Genomic DNA, 16,110 nt, shown 5'->3' with positions numbered 1-16,110 from the left:
AATGAGTAAAGAGCAATTACCTGAATTAAATAACCCAAACCTATTAGACAACCTTCCTGAGGAAATTATATGGGAGATAATTAAAGATTTTTCTTTAAAGGATGTTAATGCTTTTATATCTAGCTCTAAATATAATCAAAAGCTTTACACGAAATTTATCGAGGGATTAAAGAAGAGGATTAAAGAAGGTAATTTTAAAGGTTCACCTATTGAAATTATAGCTCTTTATAGATTATACGAAAAAGCTTTTGAAACTAGAGATATTACAACTCTTCTTAAGCTGCCAATGCATATTAAGGTAATTGATTTACTTCATAAAAAATATCAAAGGCATCCATTTACTAACCTTGTTATATGGGCTTTTGTAAATGAAAACGTAAAACTTCAACAAGAATTGTCATTTCCTCATAACTTTTCAGATAATGTAGAAATACAAGAACAGCAAAATGCACCTAATTTATTACAAGGGTTTCCAGGTAATCTCTTTCAAGGTTTTCCAGGTAATTTTTTTCAAGGACTCCCAGTTAATGCAGCTCCATTATTTCCTATATTTGGCCAAGTAAATCAAGCAGTTGAACCTTCTGCTCTTCCTGTGGAAAATAATTATGAAGAAGTTTTTACTGAAGAAGAATTGCAAACATTAAGACTTTATGAAGGAGTAAGTGGAGTAACACCTTTTGGTACGATTGCTAACCAAATTCAGCTTCGTGATATTCTAGCACTAGATGATACCCAAGTAACAGAAGAACATGTCAAAAAATTACATGTTCTAATTAAAGATAGAAAAACATTATTTACAAAAGGAAATATAAGTGTCGCTTCTAACGAAGTAAAAGAAGTTTTGTTAACCTATCAAGAACTTATAAATCAAGCTATTAAAATTCTTAAAAACCAAAATGGATTTGGATTAGAAACCTTACAAAATTTATTAGAAAGTGGTTTAAACCCTAACGCTATTGGTAACCCTTTATCCTATTTAAATCCTATGAATATGAATATTGAAGCGCTTAAGGAATTGATTACAAATGGATTTAATTGCAAAGCATATTTTAAATCTTCTGAAAGATCTGCTGAAGATGGTATTAAGCAATATATAAATATAATTCATGCAGCCACGCAATTACAATTTTTGTTTACGAATTCTACTGATGTTCTTAAGGAATTAATTCCATTATTTATTGAAAATGGAGCAGATATTAACGGTAATAATTTTTACTATTATTACAATGATTATAAAAACTACAATTACACTTATACGCCTATAACTCCTCTTCACCAGGCATTAGACTCAAATACCTTCAGCCAGTCGTTAAATATTACCAGTATATTAATAGATTATGGTGCCAGCATGAATATTTTTTCTAAAAACTGCATCATGAGTATTGACGGAAGTGAGTTTAAAATAGATGAAAGAAGCCTTTTAGATCAAATTTGTTTTTCTTATGATCCAATGGACTCTAAAAAATTCTTATTAAATAAACTTAAAGAATTTGGTTTTGATTTTAATATCAAAGATAGTAAAGGAAGAACTTTTATACATAAAATGTACCAAGCAATTTTTCAACATGGATTACGCAAATTTTATGATGAAAAATTAAAACCGCTATTACCTATTCTTATTGAACTTGGTGTTGATGTAAACGCGCAAGATAACGAAGGAAATACAATTCTACATTATGCAACTCAAGATTTAAGCTATGCACATATTCACATATTAGTAGATTTATATAAACATATAGATATGGATCTTTCGATTAAAAATTATATGGGACAAACAATTGAGGAAATGGCCAAAGTAATGAGGCCTGTAAGTTTTAAACCTATGTTAGAGATATGTTATACTGCCGGATTAAATTTAATAAAATTAAATTTACTTCGTAAGAAAATTGCTAATCCTTCTTTAAATATTACACTTAACCCTGAGCATATGAATAAGGAAACTATAAAAATTTTACTTAATAATAAAGCAATTATTAGACCTCCGTTTAATAAGTTTCAACAAACTCCTCTTCACATTGCTGTAATAAATAGTGATGTAAAAGAAGTGCGTCGTTTATTAAATGAAGGCGCACCCGTTGATATAAAAGATTGCTATGGCAATACTCCTTTACATTATGCATTTGGAGCTAAAGGACCTTATGAGTATAAATTTGCTGCACCTAATCCTATAATTTTAGTTGAGTTATATAGTCATAAATTCAATTATATTTTTGATTTTAAAGCTATAAGCACAACAGTGGATGATCTTATTAACTTTATGCCTAATAATGCTCAAATAAGACCATGGACACTTGCTGACGGTGTACATAATTATAATATTCTTCAGTTCTTACTTGCAGTTAAAATAATTATTAAGCAAGAAAAAGAAATTAAAAGACTTGAGAACGACCTTAAAAACGCCATGGCACAATATTATTCCGGCTTAAATACGCACTCATTTGAACAATCAAAAAGAAAAAAAGATGATGAAGATGATAATGATAGATCATTTAAAAGAATAAAAGTTGAACAAACACTTAATAATGGTTTTCAACAAAGTAGAAAATGAGTAAAGAACAATCCTTAAATAACACATTTAAAATTCTCCCTCACGAAATTGTTTGGGAGACAATACGCGATTTATCTTTAAAAGATTTTAAAGCTTTTATATCAGCTTCAAAATATAACCAAAAACTTTTTCAAAAATTTATTGAAATGGTAGAGAGGAATATTAAAAATGGTAAATTTAAAGGCTCAGATCTTGAAATTGCTGTTCTTTATAAATTATATACAACTGCAATAAGCAATAGAGATATTAAAACTCTTTTAAAATTACCCATGCATACTAAGGTGGTTAATTCACTCGCTAGAGATGAAAAATTTTATCAACTTAAATTAACTAAAATAATAATTCATAGTTTTGTAAATGATATTACTTCACTTTATATAACAGCATTTATGGAAGGCAATATATCTAATATTATTTCAGATATTATTCGTTTTACAGAAGAAGAATTGTGCATATTACGAAGCTATGAAGGATTAAGTGGAATAACACCTTTCAGCACAATTGCAAATCTAACTCAACTTCGTGACATTTTAACACTTGATGATACACAAATAACAGAAGAACATATTCAAAAATTACATGTTTTAATTAGAGATAGAAAAACAATTTTTATAGATGAAAGCACATTTATTATTCCTAATAAAATTAAAAATGTACTTGAGCATTACAAAAAATTGAATGACAGGCTTTTTGAAGAATTTGATAAAAAACCAATAAATTTTGATGTTTTAAAAGAACTTATTTCTCAAGGCGCAAATGTAAATCAACCACTTTATTTTACCCCTGTATATGATGAAGATGAGGATTCTCTACCTCTATTTTTACTCAATTATGCGATATCAAAAAATTGTAGTATTGAGGGTATTAAATTTTTACTTGATAATGGTGCAAACATTAAATCGATAAGTTGTTCATCAATAAATGATAGTGATCCAGAAAGAAACACAGCACTTAACTATTTATTAAAATTAGAAAATCCTCCAAATATTGATGAAATTATTAAATTGTTATTTGAATATGGCGCAAGTACTGAAGAATTAGAGGGTAATCCAGCCGATTGGATTACATACAAACTTGATCTACAAACTCCTTTATGTACTACTTTACATAATGAGAAATATACTTGGGCGCTTAAATTTATTGAAATGGGAGCAAATGTTAATTTTGTAACCGGTGAGTTTAATTACCCTATTGCATCTACACTACTTGAAACTTATTTTTGTAATGATAGTCCATATCTTTTAGAAATGCTCAAAAAAGCTTTAGATAAAGGTTTAAATATTAACTCTACAGATCTTTTAGGTAAAAGTGCTGTTCATGATATTGCAAAAAGATGCCCAAGTTTATTAACTGAAGAAAAAGTTTTAGAAATTATAGAACTTGGTTTTGATATTAATGCTCAAGACCTTAAAGGAAATACTCCTTTACATATGTATTTATTAAGGGAAAACTATCCGAATATTAATTTGATTATAAAATTAGTAAAATTAGGAGCACGTCTAGACATTAAAAATAATATTGAAGAATTTGCTTCTGAAGAATATTGGCAGAGTTCGTTTGGAATAAATAAGGTGACACATATTAACTTCCTCCCTCCTCAAACACCCCTTGAGATTATGCAAGAAAAAACTTGGTGCTACCTTGGGGAGTTTATAAATCATATTAAATCAAGCTTAATAACTAATTTAGAAGAATTAGAAGAAATTTATAAAACGTTAAGAGCCTTAAAAAATGAAGTTTCAAATGATGAAAATTATTTAAATAAAAATAATTCAAGCTTTGATATTGATTGTTTTGGAATGACACCACTTCACCATATAGTTTTTAAAGAAAATGGTTATAAGCAAGTTAAAGACTTAATTAAGCAAGGTGCAAACATTTATGCTATAGATAATTTTGGTAGAACAGCTTTAGATTACGCTTTAGGAGCAGAACCACCTTCAGATTATAATTTTTTATGTAAAAGACCAGATATTAATTTAATAATAGCACTATTAGAAAATTATAAAACATCTGATATTATACAATGTTGTAGTCAGTTTAAATTTAATGTTAAAGATTATTACCATCTTGCTTTAGAACTTGAAGAAGCAACTAAACAAAGAATTCATGAATTACAACAAGAAATTTTAAAGATTAAAGCTGAAATTGAAGCTTTTCAATCTACTGATAAGCTAACCTTACACACTTCAAACAAAAGAAAAAGAGATGAAGATGAAGATGATAATGATAAATCATCTAAACGAGCAAATTGTGAGAAGGATATAGAGGAAAAAAATAGGACAATATAAGTGAAGTATAGTTAAGCAACTGATAATAAAATTTTATAGTTTTGATATTAGTTGCTTAACTAAATCTAACTGTTTCTGTTTGCTTTCATCAAATTTTACCCTGTGTAATTTATAAGGAAGAGTGGAAGCAAATAATGGTTCAAATAAAATGGCCTTAATTTTTATATCTTTAGCTAAATCGAACGGTGTATTACCATTATAATTTTTAATTGTAGGGTCTGCACCATATTGTAATAAAAGCTTTGCTATCTTTAAATTCTCAAAATGCACTGCTTCATGTAAAGGCGTTTCTGCTCCAAACATTCTAACGCTTTTAGCATTTGGGCAAGCGTTGTTGATTAATAAAAATTCAGTGATTTTACTATTATCATCATTAATAGTAGTCATATGCAAAAGGGTTCTACCTCCATCATACCAATATTGTTTATCATTAATGTTAGCCCCATTTTCTAAAAGAAGCTCACCTACTTTTAAATGTCCGTTAGATATTGCATGAAAGAAAGGCGTTAAACCTCTTTTGTCTTTAATGCTAAGATTAGCTCCATTTTTTAATAAAGTATCAATAATCGCTTCATTTCCTTCCATTGCAGCACGATGGAGAATTGTATAACCTTTTTCATTTTGTATATTAGGGTTTGCTTCTTTCTTTAATAAATAAATGATAGTTTTAGGATTTTTTATATTTTCATTACATAAAAGAATATCGAGGAGTTTTTTAGGTTCAACTTCTTTTTTTACACCTAAAATTTTAGGGATTTCATCAACTTGCCCAGTAATGTATATAGTTGTTTCAACTGAATTTAAAGCAGGTTTACCATATTTTCCAACTAAACGTTCTATTTCTGAAACCGTGTTATCAAACTCAATTTGATTAGACACACGCTTTAAATCTTTAACTAGATCCTATAAATATTTTTTATCTTCATACTTAGTGGATGTGTTAATTCAACAGTTTTCATTTTGATTTATGGAAATACTTAAAAGAGAATTTGTAGGAAATGAGGTATTAGCCTCATTTCCTATTTAAAAGATTTATTATCTTTTATCGATATCAACATATGGTCTTTGGTCATAGCCTGTGTAAAGCTGACGTGGGCGACCAATTTTTTGCTCAGGATCTTCAATCATTTCTTTCCATTGTGCAACCCATCCTGCTGTTCTTGCAATTGCAAAAAGCACTGTGAACATTTGTGGCGGAATGCGCATCGCGCGGTAAATAATACCTGAATAGAAATCAACATTAGGGTAAAGTTTACGTTCAATGAAATATGGATCACTTAAAGCAATTCTTTCTAATTCAATTGCAATTTGAAGCATTTCATCATTTTGTCTGTTTAATGCACCAAGTACTTCATGACAGGTTTTACGTAATACTGAAGCTCTTGGATCATAGTTCTTATATACTCTATGACCAAAGCCCATTAATCTAAACGGATCATTTTTATCTTTAGCCTTATTAATGTAAATCGGAATACGATCAACTGATTTAATTTCATTAAGCATATTTATTACTGCTTCATTCGCACCACCATGCGCAGGACCCCAAAGTGATGCAATACCTGCCGCAATGCACGCAAATGGATTAGCGCCTGATGAACCTGCAAGCCTTACGGTTGAGGTTGAAGCGTTTTGTTCATGGTCAGCGTGTAAAATGAAAATTCTATCAAGAGCTTTTGAAAGAATTGGATTAACTTTATAATTTTCACTTGGTACGGAGAACATCATATTTAAGAAATTACCTGCGTAATCAAGTTCATTTAATGGGTAAACGAATGGTTGACCAATTGAATATTTATATGCCATTGCAGCTAAAGTTGGCATTTTGGCAATAAGTCTATATGACGCTACACATCTTTGAACCGGATCATGAATATCAAGATCTTCGTGATAGAAAGCGGATAAACCACCAACTGCACCTACCATTAAAGCCATAGGATGTGAACGACGAGGAAACCCGCGATAAAAGAAATGAACTTGTTCATGTACCATTGAGTGCCTTTTAATGTGATGCTCGAAGCTTTCAAGTTCGTTCTTCTTAGGTAATTCACCGTTTAATAATAAATAAACTACTTCTAGAAAGCTGCTTTTTTCTGCAAGTTCTTCAATTGGGTAACCGCGATGTCTTAAAATGCCACTTTCACCATCAATATATGTAATTTTAGAATGACATGACGCTGTTGACATGAATCCTGGGTCATAGGTAAAAACATTGGCGTGGTTATAAAGTTTTTGAACGTCTATAACTGCTGGCCCTACTGTACCGTTTTGAATTGGGAGTTGAAGTGGTTCGTGACCCGGGATATTTATAGTTGCATTTTCAGACATAGCTCTCCTTTTAGTGGCTAAAATTTTTTGTGCCTTAAATTCTTATATTGTTGTTTTTTATAAATTCTTCAATAGAAATTAAATCAAACCATGCATTTTTCTTTTGAGACGGACTTCTAAGTAAATATGCAGGATGAAAAATTGTAAAGGTTTTTATAGGCTTTTCTAAATATTGATTTATATATTCAACTTGTGAAGTTCTAAATTTCGCCATTGAATAGTTTAAACCAGTTATATTAGCAGCCGCCACTCCCCCGACTAATATGATTAGTTTAGGGTTTATTAGTGCAATCATTTTTTCTAGGAAAGGTAAGCAAATATTTAATTCTTCTTTTGTTGGCGGACGGTTTGCTGGTGGACGCCAATAAACATTATTTGTAATAAACATATTGGTTTTACGCGAAAGACCAATTGAAGCAATCATATTATCAAGTAATTTTCCGCTATCACCACAAAATGGGCGACCTTCTTGATCTTCTGTTGCACCTGGAGCTTCACCAATAAACATTACTTCAGCGTCAAGCACACCTTCACCACATACAGTGTTAGTTGCTGTTGCTTTGAGTTTGCAACCATTAAAATTACGAATTATATCAAAAAGCTGATGAATATCTTTTGCGGAGGTTGCAAGTTTTCTTGAAAGCCCGCTGTCATTTACTAAATTAGATAATGCAAAGTCAGTTCCACCATCATGCGTCGCATCACTTAAAATAGTACTTTCATGCGCTTCTAATGTATTTACTGGTTCGTCATTAATCACTTCTCCGACCCCTATTTCATTATACCAATTTAACATTTGTTTTTTATAATCTGTCATTTTACCGAATCGTAAATTAATTAATTTATAACCGCTTAATTATTAAACTTTATCAATAATTATCAAAACTAGCAAATTCTATGTTGACAAGAAGCTAATTTTTCTGATAAATAGAATTCTCATGACGGTTAAAACTTGATTTTCAACATCTTGTTTCCTCACATGATAATTTTTTATGTGCCCGTAGCTCAGTCGGTAGAGCAACTGACTTTTAATCAGTAGGTCACAGGTTCGAATCCTGTCGGGCACACCATTAAATCCCATATTTCATTTTATAAAAAAAATCCTTTCATTCAAAGGTTTATTTACCAATATTTTACTTTTTATTGCATTATTACTTTATAACTATTAAATCCTTAACTAGTTCTTTGACAATTATTACCAATTAGCATATTATTAATAAAATTTAAATATTACTTGGTTATAACCATATGAAAACTCTAATTATTTTTAAGTTACTAGCTTTAAGAAAAGAAGAAGCGCCTCTTCTTTCGGAAGAAGAAATAAAAGAAATAATTGAAGTAATAAAAAATGAACCAGAATTACTTATGGTTTCACCCCTTGAAGCTTTTAGAGAGGGTGCATATCATAAAATAGCTCATGAAAGCCTTATATATTCGCAAAATCTACCCTTATTCCATACTTTAATTGATATAGCTTCAGAAAAACCTAAGGAAGGATTTAAGCAAGAAACTTCACCTTATAAAGAAATTGCAAATACAATTCTAGATGTTTTAGTACCTTTCATAAATGAAAAATTAGATACGTCTGAAAGTAGAGAACAGTTTTTGAAATTATTTGAGTCATACGATATTAATGGTTTAAATCCTTTAGAATTTGCAAAATCAAAAAATTATAATTCTACTGAATTTGAAAAATTAATAGAAAAAACTAATGATCTTACAATATGTTCAAACCCTTTATTAAGTGAATATATATTTAATGCCTTTTTCCCAGAAGATACGAATAATTATAATGATCTGTCATCAATTATTGAAGGAATTAAAGAAGAAGAAACTTATAGCATCCAGCTTGCTGAAAGAAGCTATATTATAAATAACCAAGGCTTGTTAAATAACTTCAATTTTTTAAGCGCAGGTTTAAATTTATTAAGCACTAGCGAAAAAGATACCCTGAATTATAAATGGTTTATTATAACGAATAAAAACTATCAGAAAGAAATAGAGGATTTATTTAAGAAACCACAGCTCTCAAAAAAAGAAAAATCAATTTTGCGTGGTTACCTAAAACTAAATGAAAACAAAAAAAATGCAGCAAATAAATTAATTGAGTGGGTTAAAAGTGGTGAAATAAAATTAGAAGAAAATATAATAGAAGCCTCACCTACTAAAATGTTTATTTTACATTTTATTTCACCTTACCTTCCTGAAGGTGAAATAAAAGATAAAGTTCATAATATTTTACGTAATTTATATATTGACCTAGATTTTTTACTTTCGCATATCGATTATAATAATCCTGATGACATAGATAACAAATTTGAAATTTTTAAAAAATTATTAGCAAATGGTGCTGACCCTAATGCTTTTATATATCGTCGTAGCGACCTTCATGCTAAGCGACCGTTAAAAACATTATGTAAAAATGTAGTACATTTTGAAAATGCTAAAAAATATTTTGAATTATTATTTAAATATGATGTTAATCCTAATATTTATGATTTACAAATATATGATTATACTGCACTTCAATTGAGCGTTATTGATAATAAAAAAGAAATGAGTGAATTTCTACTCGCAAATGGCGCAGATGTTAATGCTACAGATAAAGATCTTAAACCTCCCCTTTATTATGCAATTAGTGCGAAAAACCTGCAGATGGTTAAGCTTTTAGTTAGTAAAGGAGCTAATGTTAATTATAAAGATAATGAAGAATTTAGCTCGCTTCATAAAGCAATATCATCAGGAGATATAAATATCATCAATTTCTTATTAGAAAATGACGCAGATGCAACTGCACAATCGCAATTTGGTCATACTCCTATTGGTCTTGCAATTAATAAAAGAAATTCTACTGCTGTAAAACTTTTACAAAGCAAAGGAGCTGATATTAACGCTCCAAGTTACTTCGAATATACTCCTCTTGAGCTTGCCGCTAGCCGCGATGAGGAAGAAACAGTTAAATTTTTACTTGAACATGGTGCTGATATTAAAAAAGGCAAAGCATTATTTTATGCTATTAAGGAAAGAAAAGAAGACATGGTCAAAATGCTGTTAGATTATGGGGTTGATATTAATGCACGTGATAATGAGGGTAACACTCCTCTTCATTGCGCCATTGAAAAAGATATAGATAAAATCAAATTATTTATAGAGAGGGGCGCAGAAGTAAATGCTAAAAAAAGTTTAGGTGAAACCCCACTCGATATTGCAATTAAGAAAAAAGATTCCAACCTTGTAAAACTTTTACAAAGTAAAGGAGCTGATATTAATGCTCCTAGTAAACAGGGATATACCCCTCTTGAATATGCCGCTACAAATGGATATTTAGATAAAGTTGAATTTTTACTTGAACATGGTGCTGATATTAAAAAAGGACAACCCTTATGGTGGGCTGTTCAAAATAACCAAGAAAAAGTTGTTGAAATATTATTGAACCATGGAGCCGATGTTAATTTCGTTGACAAAAATGGTAATACTCTTCTTCACTATGCAGCTGATAGCTTAGATATAGTAAAGCTTTTACTAGAGCATGGGGCAAACCCTGTTGCCCGAAATAATAACTGGCAGACGCCATGGTTTTATATTAGAAAATGTAAAGATGGTCGCTCGGAACCAAGCGATTATTTATGGAAAGTTTCAGTAAAACATTATTGTTTAAAGGCCTTAAAATTTGTTAGCGTTGCCGCTGTTTCTTATTGCTTATTTTCTTTATGCAAACGCCCTTTATTTAAAGAGACATGTCAAAAAGTTATTTCCTATTGTTTAAATAAAGGGCCTGTTCAAGAAACAGTAAATTTTAGAAGAGATACTGCCGTCAAAAATATTATTCTTCATAAATAATAATATGGTAGAAATCTTTAATTTATACTCTTTATATTATTTCTTGCAAATTAGTTAATTTTTGGTTAATATACTATTCCCCCAAATATAACCATATAATAAAAATTTATGAAAAAATCAGATAATATATGTGAAAACCTAGACTCACCGAATGAAATGTTTGAAATTTCTTTATCGCCCCTTCCATATCAGGTATCTTTAGAAATTACAAATTTTGCCCGCAGAATACAAAATTCAAACCTTGATAATGGTAAAGAAATCATTGAAATTCTTTATAAAATATTTAAAGGTAAAATTAAATTTATTACTAATAGGGAAGTTAATGAGTCAACTTATATAATTAAATTTGCTATTAATAATAATTGTTTTGAACTTGCCATTTACCTCTTTAGGAATTTACAAACAATCTATCCAGGCTACAACAACTTTAAATCTGATGAATTATATAAATTATACGAATTTGCATTAAAAAGAGAAGATTGGGAAATTATTAAATTCATTTCTAAAATAGATTCTACAGTTAAAAATATATTGTATGAATTATATGATTTTTATTTCAAAAAACTACATTGGCCTAATATAAAATTTTTTTCTAAAATTGAGCCTGGTTTAGCAAAAATTACTCTTCAATATGCTTTTAATAAGAAATTTATTAATCTCATGGAAGAAGTTTCAGGATATGAATGTCATGATAATAATATTACGAATACAAAAGACGAAAATATTTTACATTTTGCTTTAATAAATGGACATACCTTACTTGCTAAAAATTTAATTAAAAATAACCGTAGCTTACTTGATTTAAAAAATGAAAATGGTCAAACTTTGCTTCTTGAATTTGCTTCATTACCAGGAGAATTAAAGGCTCAGATTTATTTGTTAATTAATAGTAGGGCAAATGTAAATGTAGTTGATAATAAAGGTAAAAATGTAATTGATTATTTACTAGCCACAAAAAAACCTTTTTCTTTTGTTATTAAAGTGCTTGAAAATAAATTTAATGTAAATTTATTATCCGATAACCAATTTATTGAATTTTGCGCCATTGCGATTAAAGATAAAAATTATGATTTATTAAATTTATTGTTAACTAAAAGAACTAATATTTTTTATATACCATATAAAGAAAATAAACTTCTAATTCATTACGCAATCGATGAAAATTATTCAGATGCAGTTCGGTTATTTATTAATAAAGGTTTTAATATTTTTTATTATAAAAGCCCTGAAAATATTTCTTTAAGGCAATATGCCTTACAAAATGTTTTCGCTAATCCTAATTCAAATGCTGCTAAAAATATTTATTGGATGATTCTTAGCTGTGAAGCTTATTTAACTAATCGAATGACTGTTGAAGATTTAAAATTGTTTTACTTTCCTGAGTTTAAAAATAATAATGCACAATTAACAAAAATACTTTTAAATATTCAAAATATTATTGAAAAAGAATTAAAAAGAGTAACTTTATTCTGGGATGAAATTAAATTACTTGCTTCAATTAAACCAATTACTACACCAAAATTTAAAAATTTAGACCCTAATGGAAATGAAATTCCTCTACCTAATTTTAATTTAATATCTTTATTACTCCATGTACCTAGATTTATTAATGTTGATGGTTTACATAAAACCAAATGCATTCTAGCTTTAACCAGGGAAATTTATTTTGAAATAACTAAAGATATAAAACACCCCTGGTATCGTAATGCTCCCCAATTAGCTTTTAGTTTTGCCAATCGTAAACTCGGTGATCAAAATTTACATAAATTTAAGACTATTAGTAAATTAAAAGAAAGAGTAAATAAAAATGGTATGGAAATTACCAAGGAACTAGGATGGAATATTTATGATGATAATGGTAATATTATTCTAACATTACCTAATGAGGTATTAAGCTTAATTATTAGTCAGTTTTCAGATATATCCCCTATTATATCTTCAGCTTTTTTAAATGACAGTTTTAGAAATGCAATTGAAAGGGCGAAGATGCTTATGGAAGAAATGAAAAATAATGGAAATGGGCACTCAAAGGAATAATCATGAAAACCCAGGAAACTTTAAATTTAGAGCTAAAAGCTGCAATTGACAATGGAAATGAAGAACAATGCCTTAATTTAATTGCCCAAATAGAAGATATAAATAATTTTAGAGATGAAAAGGGTAATACTTTCCTACACTTACTTATAGAAAGTTATAACCAGAACAAATTTAAAAAATATACGCAAACTTATCGTAAAAGAAGTTATAGAGATTATTTTTTAGGAATAGATTCCAGTGCATTTTCGGGCCAAATAACAATATTAACCTCTTATGAACCGTTAGAAGTATTAAAGGCTTTAATAAGTAAAGGAAGTGAAATTAATGCTAAGAATAATTTAAGTAAAACTCCTATAAAATTATTATTTGAATCTTCTGAATATCCTAAAGAAATGGCCATCACCCTTTTAAATAAAGGAGCAGATATAAGAGGAATTGATGAATCAAATATTAATATTCATTTGTTAAAATGTTTATATTTCGTTGCTTATAAAATCCTTGAAATAGGTGAATCAACTAATAATGATACATCTGCCGACGTGTATCTTTTTGAACGTGAAAGATTAAAACCTTTACATACATTTTGGAAAACTCATTTTTCAAATTTACCAAGAAATTTAAAAGAACAAGCTATTCCTCTCTTAAGCAAAATTATTAGCTTAAACGATGATAGAAAAATTGATTTATTATGTCAAATTGCTATAAAACTTAATGATGTTGGTGAGTTTAATGCAATTGAACTTGCGTATCACGTTGTTAATGGAACATATAAACAGGCTAAATTAAACCTAAACTCAATTTTCAGAGATCTTTTTAAAGACCTGCCTTTAGAACTTCAAACCCATATTTCGAGTTATAATTTTTCTAACCCAGAGTTTACAAGTAAAATTATTTTTGATACATATCGTGAGCAAATTATGGAAGTAAGAAATAATACTACTTCTACTCAATCAATTAATTTTAGGGAATAGTGATCCTATTATAAAAAGCAGATATTTACCTTACGTACATTTAACAAGTGCTTGAATTGTAACGACTTTATAAAATATATAGGTTTTATTGTTGCATAGGAGTTAATTAATCGTTAACATATATCTCCCGCTAAACTGTAATTTAACTTTAATGAAAGGGAGATTTATGAGTAAACAACAAGAAACCTTTAAGTTAGCTCAAAAATTACTTGTTAATAGTAATTTTATTGATCTTTTAGAATTAATTGAAAGCCTCAAAGATGTAAATATAGTTGACCAAAATGGAAACACCTTACTTCATCATATTATAATAAGTAATTCACTTTATAATAGAAAATACCAAGCACGTTTTAAAGGTGAAACTGAATTTTTTGAAACAAAAGTTAATGAACCGATTTCGTTAATTAACTTATTAATTGAAAAAGGAATTGATATTAATGCTAGAAATAATTAAGGTGAAACTCCTTTAATGTGTGCAGCTTCCAGAAAAGACCGCTTTGAAACCGCTGCATGTCTTTTAAATAATGGCGCTAATCCTTTACTCATTGATGATTCAAAGATATTTTATGAATTATCAACAGCACAAGTTATGAACGCTTACAAACCACTATTAATGATTGCTCGTTTTATTATTGGTGTAACTAATGAAAAAACCTTAAAAAATGAAATAGGAAATTATAATCCTAGAGTTCCTAAAGCTTATGTTAATGTACTTAAAAAACTTCAAACTAAATATGAAATTTTTAGAACATTAAAGCCATCGTTAAAAGAGCAATTCGTACCTTATTTAAGCAAAATGTTTGCTATTGAATCTTCTGAAAAAGTCGAACAAATTATATCACTTGCAAAAGAATTGCATGATAAAAAAGTAAGTAATGCAGCTGAAAGTGCTTATAATGCAGTAATTATAACACCTAAGAATATTAATGACATGGTAAAGCCAGTAACTGCAACTTTAGTAATTAATCATCGTGCTAAAATTGAACCTAGTATTGCAGCGAGTAAAATTGAACATACTAAAAAAACAAGTAACCTTAATTGCGTTATCTGTTAGTTAACGCCTATTATAAGTATAGGTAATAACAATTTATTACCTGTACTTATATCTAATTAATGAAGCCAGCTAAAATTACTAAAATCACCATAACATTTCCCACCTACATGTGAGTCAATGCTTGTATATGAAGAGCTGTGTGGTGAGCATTGAATAAGCGGTGAAGGATGACAAGACGTAGGAAAAGTTGGGATACTTATTGCATGAACGGCTGTCGCTACTGTCATATCAACATTTTTTTGGACATTACAAACATCATTTTTAACCACAACTGACTCTGGTTGCGGAATAACACTTTCTTTTACATTATAATGAGAATTATTAAATGCCTCTTTAATATAGTCAGGTTGAAAATGTACCGTAGGATCTATTATAGTAGTTGATTTAGCTACATTTGATACATTATCAATAGAGATTTTATCGTTAGACAAATAAGAAGTTGGAATTTGAGTTTTATCAGTTAACAGATCAGGGTTAGGAACATATTTAGCTTTTAAGTTAACAACTTCTTCATATGAAAAAGTTTTAGTTTCTTTAGGAGCAAAAAATTTAGAAAATCCACCTGCTTTTTCAATTTTATCCCTTATTAATATATCGTACAATTTTTTATCATTAGTAATTTTAAAACTATCGGCAGCAAGTCCTGCTCCTGCTCCCAAGGCTATACCTGTACCTACGCCTACGAAAGACCCAACAACTCCACCTACAATGGCAATACCTGTATTAAAAGTTAGTTTTGATAATGTATGTCCTATACTATCAGGATTATTTTTACCATATCTTTCTGCTTCCTCAGGATAATAGAGAACGCCATTAACAGGAACCGAAACAACTCCCCAAGAATTGGTTTTTACTAAACCTTGGGATTTAGCAATTTGACTAAGGCTATCATATACAGCATCAATTAATGTCGTTACAACAGTGTCAGCTTCAACATCAAAACTGATTCCTTGTGTATTTGCTTGTGCTTTTAATTCTTCCTTAGTAAGATGCTCACCAACTGGACAAATGAAAATCGCTTCATTATTTTTTTGCATAAAAATT

General features: G+C 29.1%; 11 protein-coding genes and 1 tRNA gene. 8 read left to right on the top strand and 4 right to left on the bottom strand.

All coding sequences use genetic code 11. The annotated features are described in order from the left end of the window. The first annotated feature begins 1 nt into the window (after position 1). Positions 2 to 2,548, top strand: coding sequence for an ankyrin repeat domain-containing protein (locus tag J0H68_01415; protein ID MBN8827347.1), 2,547 nt, complete (start codon positions 2 to 4; stop codon positions 2,546 to 2,548). Then, entirely contained in the window at positions 2,545 to 4,839 is a 2,295-nt protein-coding gene (locus J0H68_01410) for a hypothetical protein (protein ID MBN8827346.1), read from the top strand. The genes J0H68_01415 and J0H68_01410 overlap by 4 nt, the downstream gene beginning before the upstream one ends. Positions 4,840 to 4,872: 33 nt before the next feature. Here the strand turns inward: J0H68_01410 and J0H68_01405 are convergent, their stop codons facing one another. From J0H68_01405 to J0H68_01395, 3 genes are all read right to left on the bottom strand, one after another. Then, on the bottom strand, positions 4,873 to 5,718 hold the full coding sequence (locus J0H68_01405) for an ankyrin repeat domain-containing protein (GenBank protein ID MBN8827345.1): 846 nt from the start codon (positions 5,716 to 5,718) through the stop codon (positions 4,873 to 4,875). A 156-nt stretch (positions 5,719 to 5,874) separates the two neighbouring features. Further along, positions 5,875 to 7,164, bottom strand: a complete 1,290-nt coding sequence (locus J0H68_01400) for a citrate synthase (GenBank protein MBN8827344.1) — start codon at positions 7,162 to 7,164, stop codon at positions 5,875 to 5,877. A gap of 34 nt (positions 7,165 to 7,198) precedes the next feature. Continuing rightward, positions 7,199 to 7,960: a uracil-DNA glycosylase gene (locus J0H68_01395; protein MBN8827343.1), complete on the bottom strand. Its 762-nt coding sequence runs from the start codon at positions 7,958 to 7,960 to the stop codon at positions 7,199 to 7,201. Between the two features lie 198 nt (positions 7,961 to 8,158). Here J0H68_01395 and J0H68_01390 point away from each other — a divergent pair. The 6 genes from J0H68_01390 to J0H68_01365 all read left to right on the top strand — a co-directional run bounded on the left by J0H68_01390 (position 8,159) and on the right by J0H68_01365 (position 15,066). Beyond that, positions 8,159 to 8,234, top strand: a tRNA-Lys gene (locus J0H68_01390). Positions 8,235 to 8,412: 178 nt separating this feature from the next. After that, the gene (locus tag J0H68_01385; GenBank protein ID MBN8827342.1) at positions 8,413 to 11,004 is read left to right on the top strand and encodes an ankyrin repeat domain-containing protein; all 2,592 of its coding nucleotides are present in this window, start codon (positions 8,413 to 8,415) and stop codon (positions 11,002 to 11,004) included. Between the two features lie 108 nt (positions 11,005 to 11,112). Next, a complete protein-coding gene (locus tag J0H68_01380; GenBank protein ID MBN8827341.1) occupies positions 11,113 to 13,041 on the top strand; it encodes a hypothetical protein in 1,929 nt (642 codons plus the stop codon). Between the two features lie 2 nt (positions 13,042 to 13,043). Next, positions 13,044 to 14,012 (top strand): hypothetical protein, encoded by a 969-nt coding sequence (locus J0H68_01375; protein ID MBN8827340.1) that lies wholly within the window; start codon positions 13,044 to 13,046, stop codon positions 14,010 to 14,012. 166 nt (positions 14,013 to 14,178) lie between these two features. Continuing rightward, a complete protein-coding gene (locus tag J0H68_01370; protein MBN8827339.1) occupies positions 14,179 to 14,466 on the top strand; it encodes a hypothetical protein in 288 nt (95 codons plus the stop codon). Positions 14,467 to 14,481: 15 nt separating this feature from the next. Further along, entirely contained in the window at positions 14,482 to 15,066 is a 585-nt protein-coding gene (locus J0H68_01365; protein ID MBN8827338.1) for a hypothetical protein, read from the top strand. A 56-nt stretch (positions 15,067 to 15,122) separates the two neighbouring features. Here J0H68_01365 and J0H68_01360 read toward each other — a convergent pair whose 3' ends face one another. After that, complete coding sequence (locus tag J0H68_01360; GenBank protein MBN8827337.1) at positions 15,123 to 16,103, bottom strand: hypothetical protein; 981 nt, start codon at positions 16,101 to 16,103, stop codon at positions 15,123 to 15,125. Positions 16,104 to 16,110 lie beyond the last annotated feature (7 nt).

The sequence above is a fragment of the Sphingobacteriia bacterium genome (assembly GCA_017304685.1).
Taxonomy (GTDB): Bacteria; Pseudomonadota; Alphaproteobacteria; order Rickettsiales; family 33-17; genus JAFKLR01.
The sequence above is the reverse complement of the archived record's forward strand: the minus strand, read 5'-3'. Positions and strand labels throughout refer to the sequence as shown.